Source organism: Finegoldia magna, from assembly GCF_018371055.1.
GTDB classification, from domain to species: Bacteria; Bacillota; Clostridia; order Tissierellales; family Peptoniphilaceae; genus Finegoldia; species Finegoldia magna_I.
The window spans coordinates 1-4,172 of sequence record NZ_JAGYZD010000158.1 but is presented as its reverse complement, the minus strand read 5'-3'; the positions used below and the strand labels follow the sequence as shown (position 1 = coordinate 4,172).

Genomic DNA, 4,172 nt, shown 5'->3' with positions numbered 1-4,172 from the left:
GTATGGAACACAGCAGACTTAACAAACTCATTAATGGTTATACCAAACATTATTGCTATCATTATGCTTCATAAACACGTAAAAAATATGAGCTTGCATTATGAAACAAATGGTAAAGAAGGTTCATTATAAAATAAGTCAAGATTTATTTATAAGAGATAAAAAACATCACGAAAGTGGTGTTTTTTATTTTCCTAAAATTCTATTGAAGAATAAATGTAGTTTGTTTTATGTAAAATGATAAGAATTTGATCTGGAATATGAGAAAATAAATGGGAACTTAAAAGTAAGTATTCAAAATTTTAAAATTAAACAAGAAAATTAAAAAGTGAATTGTATTTAAAAAAATGCAAAAAAATTACCAGATAAATCTGGTAAATATGTAAGCACACCCGAGTCTGTTAGAAAAAGCGGAGGCGATTCCTAATAGTTAGCTCAAAATAGGCACCCTCACATCACACAGAAATAACTGCTTATGGCTGCTACCTTCCGATCCTGACCAGGTTCACAGGTTCCTGTTGCGTGAGACCCACTTCTCAACACCACTTTTTAAGTTCATACCAACACTTTTAATCCCGCGCTCGGGAATTCAATCCTGCTGTAGCGATTGCAGGTTACAGGGCATCGCTAATTCCCCATCTAGTGCATGGCGGAGAGTAAGGGATTCGAACCCTTGAAACACGTTAATGTTTACATGATTTCCAATCATGCTCCTTCGGCCAACTCGGACAACTCTCCATATATCATATTGTTAAATTATAATATGATAATTTAAATTTGTCAAATTTTTACATAGTTAACAATGATACAAGAATTTTCGAATATCAAGCAGATAATTATTATAATTACTGTATTAAAGGAAACAAAAAAAGTAGTATGCCCTAGGTGACATACTACAGAAAATTCAATTTATTTTTTCTTTTTAATAGCATTAATAATAGATAATAATATTACTGAACCTAAAATTGCAACTAAAATGCTGTAAAGGTTGAATCCGTTTACTCCACTTTTTCCGATAATGCTCATTACCCAGCCACCGATTGTAGCTCCGACAATTCCGCAAAGAATGTTAGCACCTGCTCCCATGTTTGCATCATTACCAGTTATTTTAGATCCTATCCATCCTGCTAATGCTCCTACTATAATCCATGATAAAATTCCCATATATAACACCTCCTTATTGGTCATAATCTATTACAGTGTTATTTATACCCTCGGTTTTGCAATTTTAAACATAGATTGTAAACAATATATAATAAATTGTAAAATTAACGTAAATAATTTGATAATTTATTGTAAAACACTTAGAAAAACAGATAGGATATAGTAAAATTAAATAAAGAGGTGTTATTAATGATTTATGCAGTCATAGATATAGGTTCAAATACTATAAGATTATCAGTATATAAGGTGATTAAAGATTCTGTCAAAAATCTTTTTAATGAAAAGTCTACAGCATCGTTGGCGTCGTTCATTGAAAAAGGAGTTATGAATGAGCACGGCATTCAAAAACTAATCAATACTTTGAAAGAATTCAAAAATTTAATATCAAATTTCGAAGATATATCAAAAACTTTTGCCATTGCTACGGCGTCGATTAGAAATTCTTCTAACAGACGCGAAATTATTGAGAGGGTAAGAACAGAAGTTGGAATGGATATTGAGTTAATAAGTGGAGAAGAAGAGGCGAAGCTGTCTTTTTTAGGAGCTGGGATTGATTCGAAAAGCGGAATTCTTACTGATATAGGAGGAGGAAGTAGCGAAATCGTAGTTTTCGAACAAGGAAAAGTCGTCAGAACTTCAAGTTTAAACATTGGTTCACTAGTAGCATTCGATAATTTTTCTAAAAATTTGTTCATGACAAATGATGAGAAGAAACTATTAGAAGATGATATCAAATTAATGCTAGCTTCTAATAATCTTAACAGAGTTGAACACGATATAGTTTGTGCGGTGGGAGGAACTGCCCGTGCTTGTCTCAAATTATACAATGAAATTTATGACAAAGAGTCCGGTAATGTGATTATTACAATGGATGGACTTAAAAATATGATTAATACACTTATGAATATGCCTGATAGAGAAAAAATGAAACTTATTTTAAAAGTAAAGGCAGATAGGGTTCACACATTAATTCCAGGAATGATTATTTTGTATAGAATTTCAAAATATTTTTATGCCGATATTATCAGAATTAGCATGACTGGAGTTAGGGAAGGTTTTGTTTATCATAAAATTTTAGGAAGGGGATAAAATGTACGATATTTCGTTTACGCAAAATAGGGAACTATCGTGGTTGAAGTTTAACGAAAGAGTTCTTGAGGAAGCATCAGAAAAGAACGTGGAATTATTTGAACGATTGAAGTTTTTTTCTATTTTTGATACTAATTTTGAAGAGTTTTTCATGGTAAGAGTTGGAAGTTTGACTGATATCAACGATATGAAAAAAAAGGTTATAGACAATAAATCATTGATGAATGCACAAGAGCAATTAGATTGTATCATGGATGAATCTAAAAGGTTGTATGAGAAAAAAGATTCTGTTTATGAGGATTTAAAACAAGATTTACAAAAAGAAAATGTAAATATTTGTAAAGTAGCTGATTTGGATGATAAAGAAAAAAGGCTTGTGTATTATTACTTCAACTCTACGATTGCTCCTATTCTTAGCTTTCAAATAGTAGACAGGGTTCATCCATTCCCTCAAATTCCTAATTTGGCAATTGTAGTTTTGTTTCAACTCACTTCTCAATCTAAGAACAAAAAACAATTTATGGGATTGATTCAAGTTCCAGATAAAATTAAAAGATATGTAAAATTATCGGACACTAGAGTTGTACTTATTGAAGATGTAATCAGAGAATTTGGTCAAGAAATATTTGATAATTACGAATGTGAGGCAAAATATATTATTTCTGTGACTAGAAATGCAGACATCGAATACGATGACGAAGATTTGGAAATTGATGATGATTACAGATCATATATGAAAAAGATGATTAAGCTTAGAAAAAGATTGAGACCTGTAAGACTTGAAATTAACGAATTTCCAAATGATGAAACTAAAGAGTTCTTGTTGAAGAATTTGAATTTGACAGAACATCGTATGTTTGTGACAAAAAGTCCAATGAGATGTGGATTTTTGTTTGATTTGGTATACGATATGCCAAAGGATGTAATTCAAAAATATACTTATGAAGAATTTTCTCCACAAGATTCTTCAATGATATCAAAAGAAAAATCGGTTATAGAGCAAGTTTACGATAAAGATTTGTTCCTTTCGTTTCCTTATGAGTCCATCGATCCATTTATAAGACTTTTGAACGAGGCTGCTGAAGATGAGTCTGTAGTTTCAATTAAGATTACAATTTACAGATTGGCAAAGAATTCTGAAATCACTAAAGCTCTTATAAAAGCTGCTGAAAATGGCAAAGAAGTTGTGGTTCTTATGGAATTGAGAGCGAGATTTGACGAAGAAAATAATATTTTATGGTCATCTAGATTAGAAAATGCAGGTTGTAGAATTATCTATGGATTTGATCATTACAAGTGTCATTCTAAGGTTTGTTTGATTACTAAAGTTAAAGATGACAAGATTTCTTACATCACACAAATTGGTACAGGAAATTATAACGAAAAAACAGCGAAACTCTACACAGATTTTTCTTATATGACAACTAGACATGAAATTGGTGAAGATGCAAAGGCGCTTTTCGATAATTTCTTGTTAGGAAATTTGAATGGTGAGTACAAACATTTGATGGTTAGTCCTCATTCTATGCAAGTTGGACTAGAAAAATTAATCAATGAGCAAATAGAGAAAGCTAAGGTTTCTGATGATGGTTATATTAGAATCAAAATGAATTCCATTTCAGACAGAAAATTAATCGATAAACTATCTAAAGCATCTTGTAAGGGTGTAAAGATTGATTTGATGGTGAGGGGAATTTGTTGTTTGGTTCCGGGTATAAAAGATAAGACTGAAAACATCAATGTTTATCAAGTTGTAGGTAGGTTTTTGGAACATCATAGAATTTATCAATTCGGAAAGGCTGAAAATTGCAAACTATACATTTCATCGGCAGACTTCATGACTAGAAATATTAGAAAAAGAGTTGAAGTTGCAGTTCCAATTTACGATGATTTTATTAAGCACAGAATTTTAAATTTTA

4 protein-coding genes, 1 tRNA gene and 1 other RNA gene are annotated in these 4,172 nt (G+C 31.2%); 3 read left to right on the top strand and 3 right to left on the bottom strand.

Annotation, left to right across the window (positions count from 1 at the left end):
- On the top strand, nt 1–132 hold a 132-nt coding region (locus KHW44_RS07060; protein WP_304067704.1), incomplete at its 5' end, for an alanine:cation symporter family protein.
- Nucleotides 133–384: 252 nt separating this feature from the next.
- Here the strand turns inward: KHW44_RS07060 and ffs are convergent.
- The 3 genes from ffs to KHW44_RS07045 form a co-directional block, all read right to left on the bottom strand.
- An RNA gene (gene ffs / locus KHW44_RS07055) (signal recognition particle sRNA large type) lies at nt 385–648 on the bottom strand.
- Nucleotides 648–738: transfer RNA gene (locus tag KHW44_RS07050), tRNA-Ser, on the bottom strand. Before KHW44_RS07050 ends, ffs begins: the two co-directional genes overlap by 1 nt.
- Nucleotides 739–909: 171 nt before the next feature.
- Nucleotides 910–1,164 carry a GlsB/YeaQ/YmgE family stress response membrane protein gene (locus KHW44_RS07045; protein WP_002835434.1) on the bottom strand — a complete coding sequence of 85 codons (255 nt, stop codon included), beginning with the start codon at nt 1,162–1,164 and terminating at the stop codon, nt 910–912.
- A gap of 189 nt (nt 1,165–1,353) precedes the next feature.
- Between KHW44_RS07045 and KHW44_RS07040 the strand changes: the two genes are divergently transcribed.
- The gene (locus KHW44_RS07040) at nt 1,354–2,253 is read left to right on the top strand and encodes an ethanolamine ammonia-lyase reactivating factor EutA (protein WP_294684649.1); all 900 of its coding nucleotides are present in this window, start codon (nt 1,354–1,356) and stop codon (nt 2,251–2,253) included.
- 1 nt (nt 2,254) lies between these two features.
- The coding region (locus KHW44_RS07035; protein WP_304067699.1) for an RNA degradosome polyphosphate kinase at nt 2,255–4,172 on the top strand (1,918 nt) is incomplete at its 3' end.